27 protein-coding genes and 1 pseudogene are annotated in these 25,235 nt (G+C 46.5%); 16 read left to right on the top strand and 12 right to left on the bottom strand.

Annotated elements, in window-relative coordinates:
- Positions 1-61: 61 nt before the first annotated feature.
- The 5 genes from bshB2 to ASF99_RS14535 form a co-directional block, all read right to left on the bottom strand.
- A complete protein-coding gene (gene bshB2 / locus ASF99_RS14555; RefSeq protein ID WP_023469722.1) occupies positions 62-712 on the bottom strand; it encodes a bacillithiol biosynthesis deacetylase BshB2 in 651 nt (216 codons plus the stop codon).
- Positions 709-1,077 (bottom strand): YojF family protein, encoded by a 369-nt coding sequence (locus tag ASF99_RS14550; RefSeq protein ID WP_023469721.1) that lies wholly within the window; start codon positions 1,075-1,077, stop codon positions 709-711. Before ASF99_RS14550 ends, bshB2 begins: the two co-directional genes overlap by 4 nt.
- Before the next feature lie 61 nt (positions 1,078-1,138).
- Positions 1,139-1,954 (bottom strand): pyridoxine/pyridoxal/pyridoxamine kinase, encoded by an 816-nt coding sequence (pdxK, locus tag ASF99_RS14545; protein ID WP_023469720.1) that lies wholly within the window; start codon positions 1,952-1,954, stop codon positions 1,139-1,141.
- Between the two features lie 131 nt (positions 1,955-2,085).
- Complete coding sequence (locus ASF99_RS14540; RefSeq protein WP_023469719.1) at positions 2,086-3,090, bottom strand: inorganic phosphate transporter; 1,005 nt, start codon at positions 3,088-3,090, stop codon at positions 2,086-2,088.
- Positions 3,091-3,106: 16 nt separating this feature from the next.
- On the bottom strand, positions 3,107-3,724 hold the full coding sequence (locus ASF99_RS14535) for a DUF47 domain-containing protein (protein WP_023469718.1): 618 nt from the start codon (positions 3,722-3,724) through the stop codon (positions 3,107-3,109).
- Positions 3,725-4,065: 341 nt separating this feature from the next.
- Here ASF99_RS14535 and cbpA point away from each other — a divergent pair, with 341 nt between their 5' ends.
- The 6 genes and pseudogenes from cbpA (at position 4,066) to ASF99_RS14510 (ending at position 10,396) form a co-directional block, all read left to right on the top strand.
- Positions 4,066-4,704, top strand: coding sequence for a cyclic di-AMP binding protein CbpA (cbpA, locus tag ASF99_RS14530; RefSeq protein ID WP_023469717.1), 639 nt, complete (start codon positions 4,066-4,068; stop codon positions 4,702-4,704).
- A 60-nt stretch (positions 4,705-4,764) separates the two neighbouring features.
- Positions 4,765-5,535, top strand: coding sequence for a pyrroline-5-carboxylate reductase family protein (locus ASF99_RS14525; protein WP_023469716.1), 771 nt, complete (start codon positions 4,765-4,767; stop codon positions 5,533-5,535).
- Between the two features lie 211 nt (positions 5,536-5,746).
- Positions 5,747-6,304 carry a TetR/AcrR family transcriptional regulator gene (locus ASF99_RS14520; RefSeq protein WP_055969608.1) on the top strand — a complete coding sequence of 186 codons (558 nt, stop codon included), beginning with the start codon at positions 5,747-5,749 and terminating at the stop codon, positions 6,302-6,304.
- Positions 6,305-6,318: 14 nt separating this feature from the next.
- A pseudogene (locus tag ASF99_RS17630) lies at positions 6,319-7,081 on the top strand (efflux RND transporter permease subunit); the annotation flags it as partial.
- 2 nt (positions 7,082-7,083) lie between these two features.
- On the top strand, positions 7,084-9,523 hold a 2,440-nt coding region (locus ASF99_RS14515; RefSeq protein WP_235515955.1), incomplete at its 5' end, for an efflux RND transporter permease subunit.
- Positions 9,524-9,742: 219 nt separating this feature from the next.
- Complete coding sequence (locus ASF99_RS14510) at positions 9,743-10,396, top strand: C40 family peptidase (protein WP_055969605.1); 654 nt, start codon at positions 9,743-9,745, stop codon at positions 10,394-10,396.
- A gap of 54 nt (positions 10,397-10,450) precedes the next feature.
- On the opposite strand, the gene ASF99_RS14505 is transcribed toward ASF99_RS14510, so the two are convergent.
- Together ASF99_RS14505 and ASF99_RS14500 are read right to left on the bottom strand one after the other, a co-directional pair.
- Entirely contained in the window at positions 10,451-11,404 is a 954-nt protein-coding gene (locus tag ASF99_RS14505) for a LacI family DNA-binding transcriptional regulator (RefSeq protein ID WP_023469712.1), read from the bottom strand.
- Between the two features lie 17 nt (positions 11,405-11,421).
- Positions 11,422-11,682 (bottom strand): hypothetical protein, encoded by a 261-nt coding sequence (locus ASF99_RS14500; RefSeq protein WP_023469711.1) that lies wholly within the window; start codon positions 11,680-11,682, stop codon positions 11,422-11,424.
- 171 nt (positions 11,683-11,853) lie between these two features.
- Here ASF99_RS14500 and ASF99_RS14495 point away from each other — a divergent pair, with 171 nt between their 5' ends.
- Positions 11,854-12,312: a MarR family winged helix-turn-helix transcriptional regulator gene (locus tag ASF99_RS14495; protein WP_023469710.1), complete on the top strand. Its 459-nt coding sequence runs from the start codon at positions 11,854-11,856 to the stop codon at positions 12,310-12,312.
- Positions 12,313-12,458: 146 nt separating this feature from the next.
- Positions 12,459-13,091, top strand: a complete 633-nt coding sequence (locus tag ASF99_RS14490; protein ID WP_023469709.1) for an NAD(P)H-dependent oxidoreductase — start codon at positions 12,459-12,461, stop codon at positions 13,089-13,091.
- 403 nt (positions 13,092-13,494) lie between these two features.
- Here ASF99_RS14490 and ASF99_RS14485 read toward each other — a convergent pair whose 3' ends face one another.
- Positions 13,495-14,220 (bottom strand): WecB/TagA/CpsF family glycosyltransferase, encoded by a 726-nt coding sequence (locus tag ASF99_RS14485; RefSeq protein WP_023469708.1) that lies wholly within the window; start codon positions 14,218-14,220, stop codon positions 13,495-13,497.
- 80 nt (positions 14,221-14,300) lie between these two features.
- Between ASF99_RS14485 and ASF99_RS14480 the strand changes: the two genes are divergently transcribed.
- Positions 14,301-14,960: a uracil-DNA glycosylase gene (locus tag ASF99_RS14480; protein WP_174316705.1), complete on the top strand. Its 660-nt coding sequence runs from the start codon at positions 14,301-14,303 to the stop codon at positions 14,958-14,960.
- A gap of 50 nt (positions 14,961-15,010) precedes the next feature.
- On the opposite strand, the gene ASF99_RS14475 is transcribed toward ASF99_RS14480, so the two are convergent.
- A complete protein-coding gene (locus ASF99_RS14475) occupies positions 15,011-15,841 on the bottom strand; it encodes a Cof-type HAD-IIB family hydrolase (RefSeq protein WP_023469706.1) in 831 nt (276 codons plus the stop codon).
- 178 nt (positions 15,842-16,019) lie between these two features.
- Between ASF99_RS14475 and ASF99_RS14470 the strand changes: the two genes are divergently transcribed.
- From ASF99_RS14470 to ASF99_RS14445, 6 genes are all read left to right on the top strand, one after another.
- The gene (locus ASF99_RS14470; protein WP_235515954.1) at positions 16,020-17,225 is read left to right on the top strand and encodes a hypothetical protein; all 1,206 of its coding nucleotides are present in this window, start codon (positions 16,020-16,022) and stop codon (positions 17,223-17,225) included.
- A gap of 20 nt (positions 17,226-17,245) precedes the next feature.
- Entirely contained in the window at positions 17,246-17,938 is a 693-nt protein-coding gene (locus ASF99_RS14465) for a response regulator transcription factor (protein WP_023469704.1), read from the top strand.
- On the top strand, positions 17,935-19,320 hold the full coding sequence (locus tag ASF99_RS14460; protein ID WP_023469703.1) for a sensor histidine kinase: 1,386 nt from the start codon (positions 17,935-17,937) through the stop codon (positions 19,318-19,320). Before ASF99_RS14465 ends, ASF99_RS14460 begins: the two co-directional genes overlap by 4 nt.
- A gap of 93 nt (positions 19,321-19,413) precedes the next feature.
- The gene (locus tag ASF99_RS14455) at positions 19,414-19,791 is read left to right on the top strand and encodes a DUF1499 domain-containing protein (protein ID WP_023469702.1); all 378 of its coding nucleotides are present in this window, start codon (positions 19,414-19,416) and stop codon (positions 19,789-19,791) included.
- Positions 19,788-21,215: a dihydrolipoyl dehydrogenase family protein gene (locus ASF99_RS14450; RefSeq protein ID WP_023469701.1), complete on the top strand. Its 1,428-nt coding sequence runs from the start codon at positions 19,788-19,790 to the stop codon at positions 21,213-21,215. The genes ASF99_RS14455 and ASF99_RS14450 overlap by 4 nt, the downstream gene beginning before the upstream one ends.
- 3 nt (positions 21,216-21,218) lie before the next feature.
- Positions 21,219-21,752, top strand: coding sequence for a DUF420 domain-containing protein (locus tag ASF99_RS14445; RefSeq protein ID WP_023469700.1), 534 nt, complete (start codon positions 21,219-21,221; stop codon positions 21,750-21,752).
- Between the two features lie 43 nt (positions 21,753-21,795).
- On the opposite strand, the gene motB is transcribed toward ASF99_RS14445, so the two are convergent.
- From motB to ASF99_RS14430, 3 genes are all read right to left on the bottom strand, one after another.
- Complete coding sequence (motB, locus tag ASF99_RS14440) at positions 21,796-22,563, bottom strand: flagellar motor protein MotB (protein WP_055969603.1); 768 nt, start codon at positions 22,561-22,563, stop codon at positions 21,796-21,798.
- Complete coding sequence (gene motA / locus ASF99_RS14435) at positions 22,538-23,323, bottom strand: flagellar motor stator protein MotA (protein ID WP_023469698.1); 786 nt, start codon at positions 23,321-23,323, stop codon at positions 22,538-22,540. The genes motB and motA overlap by 26 nt, the downstream gene beginning before the upstream one ends.
- 98 nt (positions 23,324-23,421) lie before the next feature.
- On the bottom strand, positions 23,422-23,661 hold the full coding sequence (locus ASF99_RS14430) for a hypothetical protein (RefSeq protein WP_023469697.1): 240 nt from the start codon (positions 23,659-23,661) through the stop codon (positions 23,422-23,424).
- A 160-nt stretch (positions 23,662-23,821) separates the two neighbouring features.
- On the opposite strand from ASF99_RS14430, the gene ASF99_RS14425 reads away from it, so the two are divergent.
- Positions 23,822-25,213 carry a TrkH family potassium uptake protein gene (locus ASF99_RS14425; protein WP_035395598.1) on the top strand — a complete coding sequence of 464 codons (1,392 nt, stop codon included), beginning with the start codon at positions 23,822-23,824 and terminating at the stop codon, positions 25,211-25,213.
- Positions 25,214-25,235: the final 22 nt, after the last annotated feature.

Raw genomic sequence — 25,235 nt, 5'->3', positions numbered from 1 at the left:
ATGAAGACAAAAAAAGAGATGCGTATCGTCGATCGGACGGTACGCATCTCTTGCAAGAAGATTAAAGTGGATAGTGATAGTAGCGTTCTTTGACGAGTAGATCTCGAATGTTCGAATCTTCCGAGATGACTTTCATCAGACCACCTGTTTGTGAAGCATGCGCTTCGAGTGCTTTGATCTTTTGATCCGTATAGGCACTGACATCATGAATGAACGTTCCTTCCCCGAGCTCTTCTTTCGTATTGTTCGCGAAAGCGACCGCAAGAAACTCTGGGCGATCAGCAGGATCCATCATCCGAAGGGCACGAACGACGGCGCGAGCTGTCGCTTCATGATCGGGATGGACCGCGTAACCCGGATAGAACGAAATCAAACGAGTTGGTCGTGTCTGTTGAATCAAGGCAAGAATACGGTCAGCAAGTGCTGCTTCATCCTCGAATTCAACGGTCTTATCACGAAGTCCCCACATTTGGAGATCCGAAATCTTCATTTTTGCAGCAGCATCAATCAACTCGCGTTTACGAATCGTTGCGAGCTGTTCACGGTTCGTAAAGACAGGACGTCCCATGTTACGTCCCATCTCACCAAGTGTCAGACAAGCGTACGTGACAGGACCACGGTTTTCAGCGTGTTCGATGATCGTACCGGCAGAACTGAAAGCTTCGTCATCCGGGTGAGGGAAGACGACGAGTAAATGATCTTCGTGTGTCATGCGTCTACCTCCTCTGCACCTTGAGCGAATGGTGTCGGGCTAAGTTCAAAAGCAATCGCAAGACGTCCTTCGATATCGTGACCGGCAATCAACAATTGTTCCCCAGCAAATTCGAAGTCAGTCAATCCTTCACCGTATAACCAGCCGTGGGCAAGTTTCAAACCGATCCGGTAAGGTCCGTTTCCTGTGATCAGACCACGTTCGTAAGTGATTTCCGCATTACGGAAAAACATCCCTGCGCTATGGAAAGTTGGATCTTGGTGCGTCGCGTAAGCACCGTTCGTCGTCTCGACGTGTACATATAACGGTGTATTCGCATGTTCGTCGATATAACGCTGTATTTCTTGTACATCAATGGCTTGCATAAACTTTTCTCCTCTCCTATACAGAAAGAAGTCCGCGGATATCGCGGACTTCTTAAGCGGATCAAGACTGGACTGTACGATGTGCAGCGTGATCAGTTGGTCCGACGTATTCATTCAAACGGAATGAATGACGAATCGCGGAAGTGATGAAAGATTTTGCTGTACGGACAGCAGCTTCTACTGATGCACCTTTTGCGAGTTCGGCCGTGATTGCTGCAGAGTACGTGCAGCCAGCACCGTGCGTGTACGGTGTCTCGATTCGTTCGTCCTCAATCAGGATAAACTCTTTTCCGTCATAAAGCACGTCAACTGCTTGTGGATGGTCAATCTTGCTGCCACCTTTGACAAGAACGTATTGCGCACCTTTTTCATGAATCCGCGCTGCTGCAAGTTTCATCTCGTCGATCGTTGCTGGTGTTTTACCAAGACCCGACAGTTGTCCGGCTTCGAAGACGTTCGGTGTGACGACCGTCGCAAGTGGTGTCAAGACATCACGAAGTGCGTTTGCTGTATCAGGGTTCAGCACTTCGTCTTCGCCTTTACAGACCATGACAGGATCGATCACGACGTTTTGAACGCCGGATGATTTGATTTTCTCAGCAACGGCTTCAATGATTTCGACAGTCGGGAGCATACCCGTCTTCATCGCATCAACACCAATACCTCCAAGGACCGTGTGGATTTGTGTCCGGACGAGTTCTGTGTCGATTGGGTAAACCGCATGGTGCCAAGAGTGATCAGGGTCTTGGGCGACGATGACCGTCAAAGCATTCATTCCATAGACACCAAGTTCTTGGAATGTTTTCAAATCAGCTTGAATACCAGCTCCACCGCTCGTGTCGGAACCAGCAATCGTTAAGGCTTTACGTTTTGTCATGGGGCATTCCTCCTAAAGAAATAGACAATCCTTCTTGTTCTTCATCATAGCGAATTATGGGAAAAACAACAACTATCGACGCTTCTGACGTACACAAAACCCCACCTGTTTTGAGTAGGCGGGGCAAGTACTTATTTAATGAATAAGAAGTCGAGAATATAGTAGATCAAGGCAGCGAAAGCCATCGAAATTGGCAATGTGATGACCCATGTAATGAGCATGCGCTGTGCTGTTCCCCACTTTACACCTTTCTTACGGTGTGATGTACCTACACCCAAGATGGCAGAAGAGATGACGTGTGTCGTCGAAACCGGAAGATGAATCGCTGTCGCTCCAAAGATGATCGCTGCTGATGTTAAGTCAGCTGCAACCCCGTTGACCGGACGGATTTTCATGATTTGACCACCGACGGTCTTGATGATCCGCCATCCACCTACAGATGTTCCGAGACCCATTGCGATCGCACATGAGAGTTTAACCCAAGTCGCAACTTCGTGATCTGTTTGATAACCAGATGAGATCAAAGCAAGCGTGATGATCCCCATCGCTTTTTGTGCGTCGTTCGTACCGTGTGTATACGACTGCAAAGCAGCGGTTGCAATTTGAACATGACGGAAGCGACGATTCGTCTTCGCCAAGTTTCCTTTTTTGAAGATGACTTTAAAGATTGCATAAACGATGAAACCGAGTGTGAATGCGAGCACTGGTGAAATGAGCAAGGCTTGAACGATTTTCAAGAAGCCTTTTGCTTCGATTCCTCCGAATCCGACAGAGGCAACAGCAGCACCAGCAATCGAACCGATCAGTGTATGCGAAGAACTTGACGGAATACCGAAGTACCAAGTCAAAAGGTTCCAGGCAATGGCTGAAATCAAGGCAGCGATAACGACGTAGCTACCATGTTCAAGTGTTGACGGGTCAACGATGTCACCAGAGATCGTTTTTGCGACTCCAGTGAACGTGATTGCACCTAGGAAGTTCATCGATGCAGCCAAGATGATGGCATGACGTGGTTTCAACGCACGAGTCGACACCGAAGTCGCGATCGAGTTCGCTGTATCGTGGAAACCGTTGATGAAGTCGAAGCTAAGTGCGAGAATCACGATTATGGCGGTGATGATAAACAGGCTATCCATCTCGTTAGCTCCTCACTTAAGCGTTTTTCATGATGATCGTTTCAATGACGTTAGCTGCATCTTGGCAGTAGTCCGCGATTGATTCGAGCGATTCATAGATTTCTTTATATTGGATGATTTTAATTGGATCTGTTTCTGTTGCGAACAATGCTTTGATCGATTTACGGCGTAGGTTATCACAAATCGTCTCTTGTTCTTTGATTTTGATGACGTGTTCACGCATCGGTTGCAATTTACGTGCAACAAGAAGATCCATTGACATCGCGAGTTCTGTGACAGCGATGTTGATTTCATCGACGAACTTTATCATGTGCTCGTCTGCTTGAACGATATTGTAGATTTCGAAGATCGCTGAACATTCTTCAAAACCGTCTAAGACGTCATCAAGTGCGTTAGCAAGTGCGAGTAAGTCTTCACGGTCGATCGGCGTGATGAACGCATTGTTCAAGTCGATGATCAACTGGTGCATCAAATCGTCCCCAGCTGTTTCGAAGTCTTTTACTTTATGTGCAAATTCTTTTACATCCGCGATGCCGTTGATTTTAAAGTCAACGAAGAATTGCGAAGTCGTTTTTAAGTGTCCTGCGATTTCGGATAATTTCACTGCGAATGGATCTTGTTTTTTACTAAACATTTCTTCTGCCTCCATATTAAGAACAAGAATAGAATAGTGAAGTAACTTCACGAGTTCGATTGTAGCAGACGGTATTGTAAAAGAATACATTTATGAAGCGTCTTTACGAAATCTTAATAAATCTTAATACGGAAGTGATTGTAGATTTAATAAATTGTCTGACAATGGTAAAAGTGAAGTGTACTTGATTGAAATGAGTTGGATTACGTTGTGATTGCAAGGGATTGTCTTGTGATTGTAAGAATAAAAGCGCATCAGAAGTGGGAAAAGAGGATATGGCGCATGAAAATCGAATGATATGATTAAGTCTGCGTAATTAGGTAAAAGAGGAGGATTTTATTATGCTCGTACAAAGTTTATGTATTCCGAAGCATCAATGTGTCACGATTTCCGAGACAGCGACGATTCGTGAAGCACTCGACACACTTGAAAAAACCGGATACCGCTGTGTCCCGGTCCTTGACCAATCAGGACAGGACTTTAAAGGGAACATCTATAAGATGCACATCTATCGGCATGGGATGAATGGTGGCAGCTTAGACGACAACGTCATGTCGCTGATTAAGAATACATCCAAATACATCTATACAGGAAGTAATTTCTTTGAAGTCTTCTTCTCAATCAAGGAATTACCGTATATCGCGGTCTTAAATGATGACGGTCATTTCTTCGGTATCCTGCCACACGGAAAAATGCTTGGAATGCTTGAAGAAGCATGGAACCGTGATTCTGGAAGTTACGTCCTGACAGTAGCCCTAAGTGAACAAAAAGGGGCACTTGAGAAGATCTCGAAGATCGTCAACAAATATTCAACGGTCGCGAGTCTGATGACACTCGATGCGAAGAGTAGCGTCATGCGTCGTGTATTGATTACATTACCGACGGATTGTGACGAGAAGACAAAGAAAAAAATCGTTAAGAAACTTGACGATAAGGGACTTCGAGTCGTTGCTGTCGAAGATTTAGCCGTTCGTGTATAATGGACCCGCACAAGACCAGTTCATGACTGGTCTTTTTTTGAGGGAAAGGAAGGATAGATGATGAAACTATTAATAGTAGGAGCCGGTGCGATGAGTGAGGCACTCGTTCAAGGATGGGTCGCTTCTGGATTTGCACGAGAAGATATCACGATGACGAATCGGAGTGGCGGGATACGCTTGACAGAAGTCGCAGCGCGACACGGCGTTCAAACGGTCGAGCAGGAGGACGTCTCCTTATACGATCTCGTCATGCTGGGCATGCAACCCGATGGTGTACTCGACTATGTAGCGAATCAACAATGGACGAATCAGACGATCGTTTCGATTGCTGCACATATTACACCATATGAAATCGAACAGTTGGCAAAACGTCCGACAGTTGCTGCCATGCCAAATACCCCAGTCGCACACCGTTTAGGAATGACTGGACTATGGTTCGGCTCACGCGTGAATGAAGAGATCCGAAGTGTAGTCGAGGCATTATTTGGACGTGTCGGAGAAATTGCGGAAGCAAATGAATCGACGATGCCTGCATTCATGGCGGCAGCTGGATGTAGTCCTGCTTTCTTCTATGAAGTCGTAGCTGGTATGGTGCCGGTTTTGACGGATGCTGGTTTTGAAGAAGGAAATGCACGTCGAATCGTTGCTCAAGCGATGAAAGGTTCAGCTGAAATTCTCATGCGCTCCGACGCAAGTACGGATCGTCTGATTGCCGATGTTGCGGCACCTGGTGGACCGACGGATCGTGGCGTCCAAGTGCTACGAGAGCGTCACTTATTCGATACGATGCAAGCGGCACTACGAGAGAGTTCACGCGAAGCAGACGAATAATGGATTCAAAAGAGGCTGACTCAAAAAGAATGACGCGTCTTTTCACATCCTTATCTTTGTAGAGACTGACATTTGAGTCAGTCTTTTTTTTCGTTCACGAAAGTTTCACGTGAAACATAAACAAAGCGATTGCATCTTCAAATAAGAATTCGTACACTGTAAAAAGAAACCGTCCAGACGGTACAGTAAATATGAGGGAAGGGGGAGACTATTGGCCAGTGCAAAAGCGCAAGAGACTCGTCGTCGGATTCTTGCAGCCACGACGACGATCATTTTGCAACAAGGATTCACCCAATTGACGCTTGAAGAAGTAGCGAAACAAGCAAATGTCTCAAAAGGTGGACTATTGTATCATTTCGCTTCGAAGGAAGCTTTATTAATGGGGGTCATCGAGGCGCAAGAAGCACGACAATTTGAACTATATGAACAGCATCAGTTGACGATGGGACCGATGGAAGCGTTCGTGACGTTGCAAATCCAGCAACAAGAGGAGTTCCATCTCGACATGGACGCGCTTCTTTACTTGTTGTCCTTATTAAAGGATCATGCGACGTTCGTCGAGGAACGAAAGCGACAAGCGGAGCAGTTCTTTCGCCAACTGACAGAACAGATGGATCCGGTTGAAGTATTGTCGATTCGCTTTACATTAGACGGTTTGAAATTGTCGGAGCATTTTCAGTTCGGTGCACCGTCTCCAAATGTGCGACAACGATTAATTCAGCAATTAATAGAACGTGCACGACGACTAGATAAACAAATTGAAGAGTGAGGGAGAACCATACGATGAAAAAGATCATCCAATTTTCGGTGAACAATAAGTTTGCCCTCTGGCTCATGACGATCATCATCACGGTTGCCGGTATTTATGCGGGAACATCGATGAAGCTCGAGACATTGCCAGACATCACGACACCGACCGTGTCGGTGACGACGATTTATCCAGGTGCTACACCAGAACAGGTTCTAGATGAAGTCAGTCGAGAACTTGAAAGTAAGGTCGAAAATTTATCAGGAGTCGATACTGTACGCTCGACGTCCTTCCAAAATGCATCGAACCTACAAATCGACTATAACTTCAGTACGGATATGGAAGAAGCCGAGCAAAAAGTAAAAGAAGCTCTTTCAAATGTCGAATTACCGGAAGGTGTTCAGGAACCACAAGTATCACGGATTTCCTTTGATGCATTCCCGGTCATCGGTTTTGCCGTTTCGGATAAGGAGCGTTCCCTGTCTGAGTTGACGAAACTCGTTGAAAATGAACTTCAACCGAAGCTTGAAGGAATCGAAGGGGCGCAGACGGTTCAAGTCGCGGGTCAAGAGATTCGCCGGATCGAAATTCGCTTCGATGAGAAAAAACTCGAACGTTACGGTTTAACCGAAGAGAATGCGAAACAATTGATTCAAGCTAATGATTCCCGTTTAGCGCTTGGCTTATACGAGTTGGGGGATAAGGAACAAGCAGTCGTATTAGATGGAAAAGCAACGACGGTCAAGGAATTAAAAGATCTTCGTCTCCCCTATACACCACCAGCATCGAATACTCCTGNNAGGACAAGCAGGACAAGCAGGACAAGCAGGACAAGCAGGACAAGCAGGACAAGCAGGACAAGCTCCATCGTCAGCCCCTGCAGCATCCCAAACGACACCATCGACAGGTGCGGCGTCAGATCAGGCAACACAGACGGCACCAACGCAAGTACCAACTGTCACGTTGTCACAAGTCGCGACGATTGAAGATAAAGGGATCGAGGAATCAATCTCGCGTTCGAATGGTGAACGATCGATTGGGGTTCAAGTAACGAAGTCGCAAGATGCGAATACAGTCGATGTCGTCAATGCAGTCAAGCAGACAATCAAAGACTTTGAAAAAGAAAACGGTTCGGTCAATGCATCTGTGACACTTGATCAAGGAAAACCAATTGAGGAATCTGTTTCGACGATGATCAGTAAAGCATTGATTGGTGCGTTATTTGCGATCGTCATCATCTTGCTGTTCTTACGAAACATTAAATCAACGATCATCGCTGTTATTTCGATTCCATTATCGCTTCTGATGGCCATTCTTGTGTTGAAGCAGATGGATATTTCCTTAAACATCATGACACTCGGAGCGATGACGGTCGCGATTGGTCGAGTCGTTGATGATTCCATCGTCGTCATCGAAAATATTTATCGCCGTTTGACGGATCCGACGGAAAAGTTAAAAGGAAAAGAACTGATCATCAGTGCAACACGAGAGGTATTCATTCCAATCGCTTCGTCGACAGTCGTTACGATCGCGGTCTTCTTACCACTCGGGTTCGTTACGGGATTCGTTGGTGAGCTCTTCTTACCATTCGCTTTGACAGTCGTCTTTGCACTGTTCGCGTCCTTGATCGTTGCGGTTACGGTCGTTCCGATGTTCGCTGATTCGCTCTTTAAGCGTGGTAAAGCACCAAAACCGGAAAAAGAAGAGGGCGGAAAGTTGGCGAATGGATATCGCCGTATGCTGAATTGGTCTCTCAACCATAAACTCATCGTCTTTGGTCTTTCAGTCTTGCTATTGATCGGTAGTTTTGCTCTCGTACCAACGATTGGTGTCAACTTCTTGAATCAAGAAGGAGAAAAGACACTCTACGTCACGTACAATCCAAAACCTGGTCAAACGCTGGATGATTCGTTAAAAGCAGCTGATCAAGCAGAAGATTATTTCAACAAACAAAAAAATATCGATAATCTTCAATTTACTGTCGGTGGAGAAAATCCATTGAATCCAGGGAATACGAAACAAGGGGTCTTCATCGTCCAATACGATCCAGACACGGAAGATTTTGCAGATGTTAAACAGACAGCCATCAAACAGCTGAATGCTGACATTCCGACAGGAGAATGGAAAGAGCAAGACTTTAGTGGTGGCGCAGCTTCGTCAGGCGTCTCGTACTCTATCTTTGCGAATAATATTGAAGATTTAGAAGCAGTAACACCGAAATTCGTCGATGCTATCGAAGGTGAGTCGAAGTATGTTCGAAAAGTAACGACAGATTTAAAAGAAGCGTATACGCAATATACGTTCGAAGTCGATCAGCAAAAAGCGGCTGAATTCGGCGTTTCAACAGCACAACTTGCGCAGGGCATTGCTAATGTCCAAGGAGAAGAAAAACCACTTTCTACTATTAAGGTAGATGGGAAGGAACTCGATGTCATCGTTCCAAACGAACAAACGACATACGATTCCGTTCAAGATTTGGAAGAGACGGATGTCGTGACACCGCTTGGCGTGCGCAAACTGTCCGATTTTGTTGAAGTGAAGAAAGGAACGACTCCTGATTCGCTCAACGAACGTGATGGAAAACTCGTCGCTACCGTTACAGCAGAACTAAAAACGGATAAAGCAACCGAGGCTTCTCAAGCGATTGAAAAGTCCGTCAAAAACATTGATCGTCCGACAGGCGTCTCGTATGAGCAAGGCGGAGTCACGGAGCAGATCCAAGAGTCGTTCACACAACTTGGTCTAGCAATGGCAGCAGCTGTAGCGATCGTCTATCTTGTCCTCGTCATTACGTTTGGAGGAGCATTGACACCACTCGTCATCTTGTTCTCACTTCCATTCGCCATCATCGGTGGACTGGTTGCCCTGTTGATTACAGGAGAGACGATTTCTGTGTCATCCTTGATTGGTGCGTTGATGTTGATCGGAATCGTCGTGACGAATGCGATCGTCTTGATCGACCGTGTCATTCATAAAGAAGCGGAAGGTTTATCGACGCGTGAAGCACTACTCGATGCAGCAGGTACACGTTTACGTCCGATCTTGATGACGGCACTTGCGACGATTGGTGCACTTGCACCACTTGCGCTTGGACTCGAAGGTGGCGCATTGATTTCAAAAGGGTTAGGTGTGACGGTCATCGGTGGACTGACGAGTTCGACGTTGTTGACACTCCTCATCGTGCCAATCGTCTATGAATTCTTAGCACGTTTCCGTAAAAAGAAGTCAATTGATTCTTGAAAAAACGATTAAATGACTCAAACTGACAGGTATGTAGAAATGGCTATCCTAAGCCGTTCTACAGCCTGTTTTTTTATTTTGTTACAAAAGTATTACGAAAAAGAATTAGCGTTAAAGAATTGTAACATGATGAAAATCTGGAACATGATAGGATAAATACAGAAATTATCTGACAATTCAGACGTAAAAAACATTCATACATAAGAGGAGAATGAATCGATGAAAGCTGTCACTCGTGTTTTGTTAACCTTAACGTTACTCATCAGTAGTTGGACACTCGTCCCAGCATCAACGCAAGCTGCAACAAGTAAAAAAGTAGTGGTGTCAGTGGATGTGCTAAATATTCGTGCAAAAGCTGCTGTATCGAGTAAACGAGTCGGGCAATTGAAACTTGGACAAGCTGTAACCGTCGTAGGTCAGGTCAAAGAATGGTATCAAATCCGTCATCAAGGAAAATCAGCATATATCGCTTCTACATACACGAAAGCATATAACACTAAAGCGACGAAAGGTCTTAGTAAAACAGGATCAACGATCGTTTCGGTAGCAGAAGGTCTCAAAGGACGTCCTTATGTTTTTGGTGCGACAGGTCCTGTTAGCTTTGATTGCTCTGGATTTACACGCTACGTTTATCAAGCACTAGGAAAATCACTCCCACGTACGGCAGCGGCTCAATACTCAGCAACAAAACGTACGGCACCAGGCGCTGGTGATCTCGTCTTCTTTACACATGGAAGTGGGATTCAACACGTTGGAATCGCTGTCGATGGTGGTACGATGATCAATGCGAACTCGTATTATGGAAGAGTCGTCAAAGAATCGTTCCGTGGTGGCTACTGGGGATCACGGTATGTAGCGGCAGGAACTCTTTAAACAAAACGAAGCGACGAATTCAAATCGATGAACTCGTCGCTTTTTTATATGGATTCAAGTATGAGGAAGAACAGTCGTTCCAGCAATGAACGTCGAGGGTACTTCGATTTGTGGACGAGCAACGAGATCTTCGCGGACGGTTAATTGAAACGCATGTCGCCCGATCGTGGCATAAGGGATCGCGATCGTCGTCATCGCTAAGACTTCAGCGAGTTCACTTCCATCAAAACCAATGACAGACAGGTCTCCAGGAACCTGATAGCCTTGTTTTCGGAGTTCTAAGATGAGACCCGCTGCCACGTGATCACTTGCGGTCAAGATAGCGGTCGGTCGTTGTTTTTGTTGCATCCAGCGTCTTGCGACGGTCGCACCGTCTTCAATCGTCAAGGTCTGTTCATAGACGAATTCGTCACGTACGACCTCTTGATACGCATGTTTACGCGCCAAGCTATTCGTACTGTCCGGTCGTCCGAGACAGATGCCGATGCTCGTATGTCCCTGTTGTCGTAGATGTGCAAGTCCTTGTTGAAAGGCCGTATAGTGATCGATATAGACGGCAGCGACATCTTCATGATGTTCACAAAAGACGATCGGACCATATTGTTCATACGATAAAATCGCTGATAAGGGAAGACTGTGCGACACGACGATGAGTGCGTCGATTTCCTGTTGCGCCAGCGCATCCAGTGCCAGTTGCTCATGCGTTTCCACATAATTCGTTTGCCACGTCAAGAACCGATAGCTCGCGTCAAAGGCGGCTTGCGCGATACCTTGAAGAATGGCAGCGTGATATGGATGATCAACGAACGGAAGCATGACTCCGACCGTTTTTGTCATACCCGTCGATAGATGGACAGCAGTCTGATTACGGATATATCCGAGTTTTTCGATAGCTTCTCGAACAGCTTGTCGCTTCTCGTTCGCAACGTAAGGATGATCATTTAGTACACGTGAGACTGTCGTAACGGACACGTTGGCTTCACGTGCCAAGTCTCGGATGTTCGTCATCGCGCATCCCTCCTGGATTACATCTTACGAGATAATCGTCGTTCAAGTCGGCGCCAATCCTGTCGAGAGACGGGAGCCGAGAATGGAGCTGTCTGCTCAGCCAATTCATTGATTTTTGAGAGCAGTCTTATTTTTTCTTGAGGAGACAAATCAGGGTATTGATCGACCAACGTGTGCTGACACAAATAATAGCCTGCTGGTGTATGCAATTGTTCGATGGCCCACTCAAAAGCAACATTTCGTTTAAACAGTTGTGTTAACCGTGTATGAATCGACATGATGATTACCTCCTTTTTAGTGTATATCAAGACGATAGGCTATGAAACGCGTTTCACGGCAAGAACTATTTTTGAGCAGTGGATCGATTGGAAAAATTCAGCAAGAATTGACCAGTTAGACAAAGAAGTCTATGATTGTGACGATACAACACAAAGAGGGGCGAACGTAAAATGGAATCGACAGACTCGAAGCTGGCATTAAAAATGCTCGTTGTTCTATCTCGGACGATGCATGCGGTGACGGAGCAAGTGAAGGCAGACATCAAAACACATCAGTTGAATTTATCGGAATTCGGAGTTCTTGAATTGCTGTACCACAAAGGGGACACGCCTCTACAACAAATTGGCGATAAGATTCTATTAACGAGCGGAAGTGTGACGTATGTCGTGGATAAACTTGAAAAGCGTGGGTTGATTGCGCGAAAATCATGTGCGACGGATCGTCGTGTCACGTTTGGGACATTAACGGAAGCTGGACGCGAACTAATGGAAGAGACATTCCCGAAACATGAAGCCTTTTTAGCAGACTTATTTAACGATTTGTCGGTTTCTGAAAAGGAACAGTTGATTGATCAGTTGAAACGAATCGGTTTACGAGCCGAACATTATACGCCGCTCGAAAATGTGTAAGAATTAGCACTCATAAGATCAAGAAAGCTCAGGTCACGGACTTGAGCTTTTTTTTATTCGTTTGGAAGTCAAACTAATTGACAAACGAAAAGGTGGTTGGTATGTTTAGTTACAGAATTTACTTTAAATAAAAGGGAGAAATAATAATGACTAAATTACTTTATGTAACTGTTAACCCGAAAGCTACAGAACACTCTTTCAGCCTTCAAGTCGGTGAAGCATTCCTCGAAAGCTACAAAGCAGCGAATCCTTCAGCTGAAGTAGAAGTTCTTGATCTATATAACGAAACAGTTCAAGAAATCGATACAGATGTTCTAAGCGCATGGGGCAAATTCGCAACAGGCGAAGAGTTAACAGAAGTGGAGATCGCAAAAGTCGGTACGATGACAAAACATCTCGAGCAATACATGGAAGCAGATGAGTATGTCTTCGTCACACCAATGTGGAACTTCTCTTTCCCAGCGCGTCTCAAAATGTACATCGACAGCGTTCTTCTTGCAGGTAAAACATTCGCTTATACTGCAGAAGGTCCAAAAGGCTTGATGGAAGGCAAAAAAGCACTCCACATCCAAGCAACAGGTGGCGTCTACACAGGATCTGGTCTCAACTTCGGTGATGACTACCTCCGTCAAGCGCTTGCTTTCACTGGTGTAACAGACTACGATGCACTCTTCATCGAAGGTATGGCAATGAACCCAGAAAAAGCAGAAGAAATCAAAGAAGCAGCAATCGCTAAAGCGAAAGAACTCGGTCGTTCATTCTCGACTGTCAACGCATAAGATAAGCGTCAAAAAGGCTCCCGCCGTGTCGGGAGCCTTGAGACTGGAGACAAAGCGTAATTTTTCTCTTAACGAGAAAGATTGCGCTTTTTTGTTCATCTCGCATCGTTTTCCTGGGACAAGCATCGCGCCGCTTCACTTCGTTGCAGGGTCGCTCTTGCTTGTTTTCCCTAGGAAGCGATGTCGAGTGAACAAAACGATTCTCTGATTATCCTTTTTCTAGAGATAAAAAGAATGACACGTCATACGCCACTCCTACAGGAAAAGCGCGATTTTGCGCTGTCAGAGACAAACAAGACCCGTTTTTCTGCTTGAATGAAGCGGAAAAACTGGCTTGTGTCTCGCCTGAGGAAAGGGCGTGAAAGGACGCGTCATTTTTTAAGTCAGCCCTTTTTGTGTGCACTCAAGAGAGCGTTGATTTTTTGCGAAGTACAAGCGTTACGAAGAACAACAAGTCTTTAAGTTTCTCAAAACCACGAGGATGCGTCGAGATGCGATACAGCCACTCTAGCTTCAGTCGACGAAATAATTTAGGCGCACGTTTACTGTGTCCTGACCAAACGTCGAACGCACCACCGACACCGATGAAGATGCCATGATCGACGTGATCATAGACGGAAGCGATCCATTCTTCTTGTTTCGGTGCACCGAGTGCGACGAGAACAAGATCAGCGTCTGCTTCTGTAATGGCTTGCGTTGCTTCTTCTGTCTTTCCAAAACCATGAAACGTTCCTACGAAGTGGATATTCGGAAACCGAATCGATAACTGACGAATCAACGATTTCATGACTTCCGGACGTCCACCGAGTAAAAAGACACGCTTCTCGAGTGCGTCTGCCGTCCGCAATAGTTCACGTGCGGTCTCGATTCCTGGCAATGTCGCAGTGAGCGGTGCGCCCATCCGTTTACTGGCAGCCGTCACACCGATTCCGTCTGGTGTAATGAACGTCGCCCGTCGTAAGATGGCATCGTAAGAAGGTTCGCGCAATGCACGCAACACGAGCTCTGGGTTCGCCGTGACAAGAAAGGCTTTTCCACGTTCGTGTAAGATTGTTTTAATATGGGTATACCATTGCGAAGGTGTCGCATCGACGAATGGTAGTCCGAATACTTGTTTTGTCTGAATCATAGTTTTCCACCTCATCATCCATCATAGCAGAATCAAGACGGACGAACAGCGACTTGAGACTGAAAAAGGAGCGGATTCACGTGCATCCATCTTGGCAAACCGTGTTAAAAGAAGAAAAGGAAAAACCCTATTTTCAAGAACTGTGGGCTTTTTTGAAGGAAGCCTATCAAACGACGACCGTCTATCCTCCGAAAGAGCGGATCTTTCATGCGTTCGATGCGGTCGCTCCAGAAGATGTCCGGTGCGTCATCTTAGGGCAAGATCCCTACCATGGTCCACGTCAGGCGAATGGACTCAGCTTTTCCGTGCATGACGGAGTGCCGATCCCTCCATCCCTTCGAAACATGTATAAGGAACTCGTCTCGGATATCGGTTGTCCGACTCCGACATCCGGTAATCTCGAAGCATGGTCACGACAAGGAGTCTTCTTACTCAATACGTCGCTTACGGTTGAAGAAGGGAAAGCGGGATCCCATGCTAAAAAAGGTTGGGCACCGTTTACGGATCGGGTCATCGAAGTATTAGGAACACAGACACAACCAATCGTATTCATCCTCTGGGGAAATCATGCGAAGAGTAAAAAAACGCTGATCGATACGGATCGTCATCTTGTTCTTGAAGCTGTCCATCCGAGTCCCTTGTCCGCAAGTCGTGGATTTTTCGGTAGTAAACCGTATTCGCAAACGAATGCTTGGCTGAAAGAGCAGGGAAGAGAGCCGATCGACTGGTGTTTGTCGTAAATTAAAAGCGTGTGTCCCGTTGAATGCGGAACACACGCTTTTTGAGTTACTTAGCGGCTTGAGATCGCCGGTTCCTCATCCATCATGAATTTTTCGACGACGAGAGCAACACCATCTTCATCGTTCGAAGCGGTCATATACTGTGCTTTTTCTTTGACGGTATCGGCTGCATTCGCCATCGCGACACCAAGACCTGCCCATTCAATCATCGATAGATCGTTGTTACCGTCTCCACAAGCAATGACTTCTTCTTGAGCGATTCCTAGTTTTTCAGACAGTAAGGCAAGGCTTGTTCCTTTTGTCACACCGTCTTCCGTGAATTCAAGGAAAAATGGCTTCGAGCGAGCTACTGCAAGTTCACCCGCAAGTTCCTGTTGAAGCGTCTGTTCGACGCGCGCGAGGTGCGTCTCTTCTGCCATCATCAAACACTTGACGACAGGTGTTTGAATCGCGGCTTTAAAATCAGCGACAGGGATGACTTCCATGCCTGTCAGTTGTCCTTCAAGCGTCGTATACTCGTTTGGTTGTTCTGTCAGGATTTCATCTCCGATATACGTGTGGATGTAGACACCTTCCCGTTTACTCAAATCGTCGAGGCGGTGGACCGTCTCCGGGGAAAGCGTGCTGAGGAAGAGCGATTCGTTCGTTTTACAATCAATGATTGAAGCGCCATTAAAGCTCAGGATGTAACTGCCATAGCGAGCGAGTTCCAGTTCTTTTGCGAGGTCGAGCATGGCAAAAGTCGGACGACCGCTAGCGAGCACGACCTTCTTCCCGCGTCGCTGCGCAGCGAGTAAAGCTTCTTTCGTACGTGGTGAAATCGTATGGTCACTTGTCAACAAGGTATCATCTAAATCGAGAACAATCATTTTATACGTCATACATTCAAACCCCTTTCAATTATCTGTATATCGTAACAACTTGTGTCCCATTCGACAATATACTCTCCTCGAAGAGAGTATGATAAAGTGGAAACAGAGCCCGTACGGAAAGGATTCCAACTTTATGAAATATCTCTTCATGATCATATCAAGTCTATTATTAGCAGGATGCAGTACGATGTTTCCGCATCCCGCCTCTTTACTCGAACATCCGTCCCTTCCGGCATGGGAGCAGTCGTTGAAAGAACGGATTGACCGCGATTTGCCGAAACAGGCAGAGATCGTGGCGCCACGAAATCAAGCGGTATCCCGCCTATACGAACTCGTCGACTTAGATCGAAACGGTAAAGATGAGGCAATCACCTTCTACCGCAGCGAGCAGGACGGGCGCTTCACGATTCATCTTCTCGTCCATGAGCGACAAGGCGAAAAATGGCGACTCGTGGCGCGACAGACGGTAGCTGACGGTCGAGCCATCGATCGACTCGAAGTCATAACTGACGCACGACATAAACAAAACCACCTGGTCATCGGTATTACCAGTTATGGTGAAAATACGTTATACATCATTGAACAGTTACTATCGAAGCAACGAGACGTCACGAAAGTCGATCGGTATGATCGTCTGTCGGTAGATGACTTGAATCAAGATCGAGAGCGGGATATGGTGCTTCTGCAAAAGGGCAGTCCGTCTCGTTTGATCTATTATAAAGACATCCTGTCGAAAGAGCACCAAGAGACGACACTTTCAACGCAGGATGGCGATTTATTCGCAGAACATGATTTATTTGAAGTCGATACGATCAATGCCGCTCGGAATAAAGGCTTGATCGTATCGTATACACGAGATGCAAAAATGCACATCGCATTATTCCGTTTAGCGAACGATACATTGGAACAGGTTCGGTTCGGTCAGGTCGATGAGATCATCGAACCGATGTATACCTTCCCGAAAGATGTCGATCAAGACGGAATCATCGAGTTTGGTCATCAATACACGCCAGCAGGCAGTAAAGGGCGTGAGGGTGAACCGAAACCACGCATCACGGCATACTACACATGGAATGGGTCAGATAATTCGCCATTTCTCGAGAGTGGGTTCGAATTGCGAGAAGAGCAGTACATCGATCAAGAATACAATTTCGTCATGCGGTTCCCTGCCAACTGGGCGACGCGTGAAACGATCGAGAAACGCGAAAATCGTGTTCGGTTCATCAATCGAGAAACGAAGCAGATTGATTTCGAATTAGAGGTCATTCCGAAGAATCAATACATTGCTAGTGACCAAAAACGAAAAATCAAAGAAGGTATCGATTATGTCTATGTGATTGATGCGACGAAGGATTATGAAGTGTTCGTCAATCGTGTCACACTCGTGGAATAAAGAATCAGGGGGAGAAAAGAATGACCAAAATACTAGTAGCCGAAGATGAACATGCGATTCGCAGTTTCATCGTCATTAATTTGAAACGAGCAGGCTATGATGTCATCGAGGCGGAAAATGGGAAAGAAGCGCTTGCGCAGTTTGATCAACAAACCTTCGATATTCTGTTACTCGATATCATGATGCCGGAAGTCGACGGTTTTGCCGTCTGTGAACAGGCGCGGGCAAAGGATGAAGTCGTCGGGATCATCATGTTGACAGCACGGACACGAGAAGAGGATAAAGTCATGGGACTGAGCGTAGGAGCAGACGATTACATCGCGAAGCCATTCAGTCCAGCAGAGCTACTCGCGCGCATCCAGTCGCTCCTGCGACGGGTAGAGACATTACGTCGCAGAAAACAGCCACGTGAACTCGTCTCTGGACCGTTTCGGATTGATTTAGGCGCGAAGCGCGTCCAAAAAGAAGGTGTCGACGTCGAAGTGACACCAACTGAATACGATTTACTTTGCCACTTCATTAAAAACGAAGATCAAGTCATGTCGCGAGATGAATTACTCGATGCGGTATGGGGTGAGAATTACTTTGGTGATCGGAAGACGGTTGATGTCAACATTCGCCGTCTTCGTCAAAAAATCGAAGAAAATCCAGCGGAACCGAAGTTCATCGAGACATTGTGGGGACATGGATACAAGTGGCGTAACGAAGAATGAAGCGCCAGATATTAATGCGGTTCATGACGATTATCACGGTGACAGTCTTACTCGTCATCGGGATCCTCTCGTTCGTGACCTATAACTATTACTACGTGACGGCGACGGATGTCTTGAAACGTCATGCGAATGCGAGTGCTGTCTTATTTGCGAATAGTGGCCTTGCTTATGATTACGCCGATTCAGAAGCGACGATCCATGACGTACTTGATTCTTACGCTTATCCAGACGCTGAGATCGAAGTGTTGGATGCGACAGGGATTCCGCGTTACTCTTCGACCGGATTCATCTCGGAACGTAAGTTGACGCGAGCGGCGATCAATCAAGTAAGAGCGGGGCAGACTGTCACGAAACGATATGACGATGAGGCGACGGGAGAACATTTACTGGAAGTAACAGAACCTGTCGTGTCGTTCGGTCAGACGACGGGAGCGCTTCGTTATACGACGTCGCTTGAGCGAATCGATCGACGTGTGATCGAAATTTGTTTAGCGATCGTCCTCCTGGGTACAGTAATTTGGGGACTTGCCTTCATCTATTCCTCACGTCTCGTCTCGTCGATCGTCCGACCGATTCAAGAAGTCATCGGTGCATCGGATCAAATCGCGAAACAGCATTACGACGTCAAGGTGAACGAAGAATACTCGTTCGAGCTTGGAGAACTAGCGCGGACGATCAATTATATGGGACAACAGATTAAACAGCAGGAAACTTTGAAAGATGAATTCATTTCTGGTATCTCCCATGAATTACGGACACCGCTGACATCAATCAAAGGCTGGAGTGAAACGTTACTCGTCGAACAGGATCAGTTGCCGGAAGAGGCGTCGCTTGGGATGGGCATCATTCATTCGGAGACGGAGCGTTTGATTTCGCTCGTTGAGCAGTTACTCGATTTCTCGAAACTCGAGACGAGTCGGCTCGTCTTATACCGTCAGGAAGTCAACTTGACGGAAATCATCGAGACCGTGACGGCGCAACTGCGTCAAAAGCTGGAAGAAAAAAATGTCCAGATCGTACAGAAGTTACCGGCACAAGTCGTCGGTCTATACGACGAAAACCGATTGAAACAAGTCTTCTTGAACCTGCTTGATAATGCGATCCGCTTTTCTCCAGTCGGTGGCACGATCACCATTCGACTCGTTCGTTCAGAGCGTGTATTGTTCCTCTCCTTCAGTGATGAAGGTCCCGGGATTCCGAAAGAGCACTTACGTCACGTCACAGAAAAATTCTATCAAGTGCAAAAAGGAAAGGGTGGAACAGGGCTCGGCCTATCGATTTGTCGAGAACTCGTCGAAGCACATGAAGGCAAGCTATTCATTGATAATCAGCCGGAAGGCGGCGTCATTGCGACGATTCTGCTACCTGTCACGAAAGCGTAAACACTGAGACGGGCAGAGTGAAACAGAAACTGGTAAAGTTAAGTGGATTATAGTACGAAATGGATCAGATGATAGGAAACGGAGGAATCAGTCATGGCACTTGGTGTTTCAAATGGTACGCTTCAACCGCTCTCTGGAAAACCGAACGCGGTATCTACTCAAACCGATCTACAGGATATGAAAATGCGTCCGCTCCCGTTCAAAGGAACGCTTGCAGATTCGAAGTTCCAACTCTTACGTATCCTACAAAGCCTCGACCGCGTCAAAGTTGTTAAGGAGGAAGGGGCATACATCCATGCCATCTTCACGAGTAAAGTCTTTCGCTTCAAGGATGACGTCGAATTTTACTTCGATGAAGCCGCACAAGTGATTCATTTCCGTTCGGCATCGCGTGTCGGATACTCCGACTGGGGCGTCAACCGTAAACGGATGGAAGACATCACACGTCGTTACGAGGAGGGCTTGCGATGAAGACCTATCAATTAGTTGTCATTGGTGGTGGGGCAGCCGGAATGACGATTGCTGCTGGTGCAGCAAGTCTCGGCGCGCACGTCGCCCTGATCGAACGGCATACGCACCTTGGCGGAGATTGTCTCCACTACGGTTGCGTTCCTTCAAAGGCGTTGATCGAAGCCGCGCACGATGTTCATGTCATGAAGCGAACGGCTGAAAAATACAACGTGACGCTGAACGGGGACGCGGTCTATTCGAAAACGAAAGCAAGCGTCGATCGAGCACGTAACATCATTCAATCACACGATGGAACGAAACGGTTCGAAGACCTTGGCGTCGATGTCTATATCGGAGAAGCGACATTCCTCAGTGCTCATGAAGTGGAAGTGGCGGGACAGCTTGTCGTAGGTGAGAAGTTTGCGATCTCGACAGGATCTCAACCCATCATTCCACCGATTGATGGACTCGATACGATTGATTATTTAACGAACGAGACGATCTTCGAATTAACGGAGCGTCCGGAGCGACTGCTCGTCATCGGTGGTGGAGCGATTGGTCTTGAGTTATCGCAAGCATATGCGCATCTTGGAACAGAAGTCACGGTCATCGAGGGTATGAAGACGTTACTCGGAAAAGAAGATCGCGACATGGTCGAAGTCATTCAACGTCAGCTCGAACAAGAATTGACGTTACATCTCGATACGAAGGTCACGCACGTCCGCAAGTCGGCGGGGGGCATCGAAGTGACGGTTGAAGCAAACGGCGAATCACGTGTCATCGAAACGGATGCCGTGCTTGTCGCAGTCGGTCGTAAGCCACGCATCGAAGCACTACGTCTCGACCGAGCTGGCGTACACGTCGAGAAAGGATTCGTCCAAGTCGATAGTTCACTTCGAACAAGTCAGCGACACATCTTTGCGGTCGGAGATACGATCAACTCGCTCCCATTTACGCATGTCGCAGGACTGGAAGGAAAAACGGTCGTCACGAATGCTTTATTCGGTCTACGGACGAAGCCGGATTATCGGGCGGTTCCGTGGGTCACATTCACGACACCTGAATTGTTCCATCTCGGATTGACAGAAGACGAGGCACGCAAGAAACATGGTGAGATCAAGGTCTATCAGACCGGTCTCGATGAAGTCGATCGTTTCGTCATCAATGGTCAGACGGAAGGACGCGTCAAGCTCATCGCGGATAAGCGTGGAAAACTGATTGGAGCACATGCAATCGGAGAACAAGCCGGTGAATGGATGCAAGAAGTCGTCTATGCGATGGCACGTAAAGATAAGGTCGGTCAATTGTCGCGTGTTGTCCACCCATATCCAATTCGTGGTGCTGCGGTTCAGCGTGCTGCTGATGTCTACTGGCGTGAACGTCTATTCGCTGGTCCGATCCCAAAATGGTTGAAACGTTATTTCGACTGGAAACAAGGAGAATGATTCATGCAACAACCTGCTACTAAACGGAATTTCGTTCCGCTCGTCATCCTGTTGACGCTTGTCATCAACTTGCTCGTGGCGCTTTTATTCTTTGCGCCACCTGTCCAAGTCGATTCAGGATTCGATTGGACGTTGCTTCCTTTTTTGAATGCCATCTTCAATAGTTTTACCTTCATGCTGTTGCTCGGTGCTTGGATTTCCATTCGTCGTGGCAATCGGGTGAATCATCGTCGCTTCATTGGTGGTGCGATGACGACGACGACTTTATTCTTAATTTCGTACGTCACGTATCATGCTGTCAGTGAATCGACGAAATTCGGAGGCGAAGGGTTCGTTCGTCCTGTCTATTTCTTTATCCTGATTACGCACATCATCCTAGCTGCAGTCATCGTTCCACTCGTCTTGATGTCACTCGCGCACGCTGTGAATCAAAACTTCGAGAAGCATAAAAAGTGGACACGTTTTACGATGCCGCTTTGGTTATACGTCAGCTTAACGGGCGTCATCGTCTATATCATGATTCGTCCGTATTATTAAAAAAGACTCCTTCGTGTCTACCACGAAGGAGTCTTTTTGATGATCAGGACTTAACTTTTGTTTCATCGAGTACATTCGCTTTTAAGTCGATCAATGGTCGAATTAAAACTTCGACACGACGATTTTTGCTACGACCGGTTTCTGTTTGATTGGACGCAATCGGTTGGAATTCTCCGTAACCACTGACGGTGAAGCGTTTTGGTTCAAGCTTTGGGTTCCGTTGTAAGGCGCGCATGAAACTGATCGCCCGATCAGCACTCAGTTCCCAGTTTGATGGATACTGTGCTGTATTGATTGGAATGTTGTCTGTATGGCCAGAGACTTGAATCTGACGTTGTCCTGCCTTGACGAGCAGTGCGCTCATCCCCTCTGCGATTTGAAGCGAGCGTCCTCTTACTTCTGCTTGAGCTGGTGAGAACAGTGCGCGGTCGCGAATCGTAAAGACGAGTCCTTCATTCGTGATTTCAACCTTGATGTCTTTTTCAAGTTTTTCATTTTTGATGTATTGATTGGCTTCTTCTTTGATTTTTTCGAGTTCTGCGATTTCATAGCTTTGTGCCTTCGTCCGGGCATCGAGTTTTTTTGAATCCTCTTCTTCTTGAGTGGAGAGCGAACTGTTCGTGATCATCCCTGAGCCACCGTTGAAGACGGAGCTAAACGACTGGGACATTGCTTTTAGTTTCACAGCATCGACATTACTCGAAGCAAACAGAACGATGAAGAGGGCCAAAAGCAAGGTCAATAAGTCGGCGTACGGAATTAACCAGCCTTCGGAGATATGTTCATCATGCGGCTTCTTTTTCCGCTTCATAGTTCGCACGCTCCTTCGGTGTCAAGTACACGAGTAGCTTATCTTCTAAGTTCTTCGGGGATTCACCGTTTTGAATCGAGAGAATCCCTTCAATCATCATTTCATATAACTGAATCTCGCTTGCTGATTTTTGCTTCAGCTTTGTTGCGAACGGGAACCACAGGACATATCCGGTGAAAATCCCGAATAACGTCGCGATGAAGGCACCTGAAATCGCGTGACCTAATTTTTCGATATCCGATAAATCGGATAGGGCGGCAACAAGACCGACAACGGCACCGAGAACCCCAAGGGTCGGAGCATAGGTTCCAGCTTGCGTGAAAATGTTCGCATTGGCATGATGGCGTTCCGTCATGTTTTCGAGGTCACGTGTCATGACGTCCTCGACATATTCGGATGGCTGCCCATCGATGACCATCATGACGCCACGCTTCATGAAGGCATTATCGACTTCTTCAAGTGCTGACTCGAGAGATAATAGACCTTCTTTACGTGCTTGCGTCGAGAGTGTCAAAAATTGTCCGAGCAACACCTGCTTCGTCATCAGCTTTTGTTCGAATAAGATGACTTTAAACAAGGCAGGTAAGACTTTCAATCGTTCCTTCGGGAAGGAGATCATGATGGCAGCTGCCGTTCCGACGAAGATGATGACAAGGGCTGCAGGGTTGAGTAGAGCGACTGGAGGCGCACCTTTTAAGATCATACCTCCGACTAGTGTGATGAGACCAAGAATGATCCCGATGATCGACACGATATCCATGATTGATGTGTGCCACCTTTCTGTATGTAATTCGTATAGGAACGAAAAATAAAAGAGCAGAAGACACTTCTTCTGCTCGGAAATCCAAAAACCGAGAATCAAGCGCCGTTTTCGTCGATTAGCATTTGAATGCTTTCGTTTCGTTCGTCACGCTCTATATCGGTCAGTACGTCGTATTTTTTTAACACTTGATACAATTCATTTAGAATCGGTTGCTCCAAATGTAATGATAAGAGTTCCTCGAATTGATAATACAATTGCGCAGGCATCCATTGTGATTGTCGTTCCAGCCTTCGCCAGACATCCTCAATCGAATGATCAGCCGTCTTAGGGTCCACTGTTTCCCTCAACCTCCTTTAATGATTACACGTCCACTTTTATCTAGTTTACCAAAAAAATGCGAAAACGTTTAGTCGATTGCATATTTCGATAGAACTTCTTAATTCGAGGGAGTATGATAAAGACAATTCTGTCTGAAAACAATCTAGGGGGAGTAAGATGTTCTCGCATAAAAGACGTTCACGACTCGCACGCTTCGGGCGTTTAGGTGAATTGATGTATCATCAGCTATTCGATAAACCGGCACGTTTCATCGCAACGGGCTTTACATTGACGATTTTACTGGGTGGTTTTTTATTGTGGCTTCCGATTTCACAACAAGAGGGGCAAGATGTATCATTCATCGATTGCCTATTCGTTGCGACATCGGCAGGAACCGTCACAGGACTGTCACCGATTAATATTGCCGAATCCTATAATTTACTCGGTCAAATCATCATGATGCTCTTAATTCAGGTCGGTGGACTTGGATTCATGACAATCGCGCTCGTCTTACTTAGCGTCACGGGACGAAAAATCGGGATTCGTCAGCGGATCATTATCCAAGAGATGTTTAATCTCGATAGTCCAGGCGGAACGATTCGTCTCGTTCGTAATATCATCGTCACGACGGTCCTCGTTGAGATCGTCGGCATGTTTTTGATTGCGCTTGATTTGTTCATTCAATACAAATACAGCTTCGGAAAAGCACTCTATTACGGTTTGTTCCACGCCGTATCTGCCTTCAACAATGCGGGCTTCGCACTTTGGGGTGATAATCTAATCGGTTTCCAACAAGATACGACATTCATTCTGACGATTGCAGCGCTCTTGATGATTGGTGGTCTTGGTTTTACGGTCATCGCGGATATCGCTGGTAAACGAAACTTCAAGAAAATTTCGCTCCATTCTAAATTGATGGTGCTATCACTACTCGTCATCAATGGACTAGGTGTTTTAGCAATGATGCTCTACGAGTGGGTTTCGAACTTGGGTTCATTAAAAGACGAATCGTTCTTCAGTGCGCTCCATATCGTGTTCTTTCAAGTCGTCACGACACGAACGGCTGGTTTCCAGACGATCGATTTAACGACGATGGTGCCGCTCTCGATCGGTTTGATGATGGTTTTGATGTACATCGGGGCAGGTTCCGCATCAACAGGTTCCGGAATCAAGGTCACGACGGCAGCGGTCATCTTGAAGAATGTCTGGACGTATATACGCGGACAGCGTGAAACGGTTCTGATGCGACGGACTGTTCAGACGCAAGCGATTCAAAAGGCATATGCGATTGCTGTCTTCAGTTTACTGTTCATTGCTTTGATCACGACGTTCCTGGCGTTGACCCAGCCGAACATTTCCTTTATTGGTTTATTCTTTGAGACGGTCTCGGCATTTGGAACAGTCGGTCTTTCTTTGAACGTAACAGCTGAGCTCAATAGCTTTGGTAAGTTTTTAATCATGTTCATGATGTTACTCGGACGTGTCGGCTCCTTAACGATTCTGTTCACGTTCGCGACGCAGCGAGACCGGACGATTCGTTATCCAAAAGAGAATATGTTGATCGGATAACCGATAAAAAAGTCCAATCGAC

This window comes from Exiguobacterium sp. Leaf187, from assembly GCF_001423925.1.
GTDB lineage: Bacteria > Bacillota > Bacilli > Exiguobacteriales > Exiguobacteriaceae > Exiguobacterium_A > Exiguobacterium_A indicum.
This window is presented reverse-complemented; position numbering and strand designations above follow the sequence as displayed.